Annotated in this window: 1 protein-coding gene and 1 pseudogene; one reads left to right on the forward strand and one right to left on the reverse strand. The window is 37.7% G+C overall.

Annotated features, from left to right (window positions below; all coding sequences use genetic code 11):
• Window positions 1–224: pseudogene (locus M901_RS10715) on the forward strand (hypothetical protein); the annotation flags it as partial.
• Between the two features lie 12 nt (window positions 225–236).
• Here M901_RS10715 and M901_RS10720 read toward each other — a convergent pair.
• Window positions 237–1,130, reverse strand: a complete 894-nt coding sequence (locus tag M901_RS10720; RefSeq protein ID WP_021278217.1) for a hypothetical protein — start codon at window positions 1,128–1,130, stop codon at window positions 237–239.
• Window positions 1,131–1,386: the final 256 nt, after the last annotated feature.

The raw sequence follows: 1,386 nt of genomic DNA on the forward strand, positions 1-1,386 counted from the left end.
TACCCGAAGAAGAATACTTTGTTGATCATATTATTCGCTATAAGATCTACCCTATTACCTGTTTAAAATCTCTTCGTAAGCGTGATGCGAATTATTTACTTGATAAGGGTATTGTTGTTATCAAGCAACTCAAAGAAAATATTACTATGCTTGCTCAGCGAGATTTAAACAATAAAGAAATTAATGCTATTCAAAGAGAAATCAACCTTCTCCTTAAAGGTTAACAACTGCTCCACTTACGTGGGGCTAAGCCCACCCAAATAATCCAAATTATAGAAACAAATAAAGATGTCGATATGCGCTTGCAGCATATCGACTCTCTTGGTCGAACACCAACTCTTTCTGATTAGCCTATTAATGTGAGCTCGAAACATGGCGCATGTATGATTCAGAGTAAAAAGTGGATCAAAGTGCTGGCGCTTGAGTTCACCTTGCCCGGCCACACAAGATCTTCCTCCTTTGTAGCGTTTGTGCTCTTGTGAGCTAAAATATTTTGCGACTATTTTTGGATAAGTATTGTGCTCATCAGATTCAATCAAAGCATCTCTATCTATTGTTCGATAAATTTTTCCCATCAAGCGATTAAGCCCTCGCTCATGATGGTTTTCCCTAAATCCATATTTCTTCTTTGATTTCTTGGCTAGATGACCAAAGGCAGGAATCCTTGAAACCTCCGCCCCAAGGACAAAGCGGCGTTTCTTGTCTACTGCAAGACTTACACTTAGAGGCTTCATCTTGGTATGCTCTAAAGTTATCAGATCATCAAATTGCATATTTTGAACTTGGGACTTCTCTAGTTTTTTCAAAAACCTTCCCTGCCTTTTGCGTGATTTTTCGGCCAGGTACTGAACTTTTCTTGCGACTGTTTTGTAGTTGATATTGAGTTCGCGAGAAATACTTCTCATGGAAGAGCGATCACACAGCATGCGATAAATTCGATGATTCACACGTCGCTTCTTTTGGTACTTTTCAAAACAGAAAGTCGCTCGAGAGAATTTCTTACCACAGACTTTACATCTGAAGCGCTGAATTTTTCGAGAGTCACAGGCTCGTTTGTAGCGGCCATCTTTGATGACAAGCTTGTTTTTAGTAGAAGAATTGCAGGTAGAAATTGGGCAGTTATAAATCATAACTGTTTTATGCAAGATGAATATTTTTAGCTTTGGGTATCTATTTGAAATAACAAGGAGCTCTCAAGCTCCTTGTCTATATTTGATTCAATTTTATTAATTTTGAATAGTTTTTAGCACCAGCTATGTATAGCAGTTTTTAAAGGAGCTGCCTGATATAACTGATATCTTGATTATTTGATCGACAATATGAGCCAGAGTAACGATCAAGTACCATTCCATAACGATCACTATTGCTATTAGTTTCTATCGTATA

The organism is Bacteriovorax sp. DB6_IX, from assembly GCF_000447775.1.
Taxonomy (GTDB): domain Bacteria; phylum Bdellovibrionota; class Bacteriovoracia; order Bacteriovoracales; family Bacteriovoracaceae; genus Halobacteriovorax_A.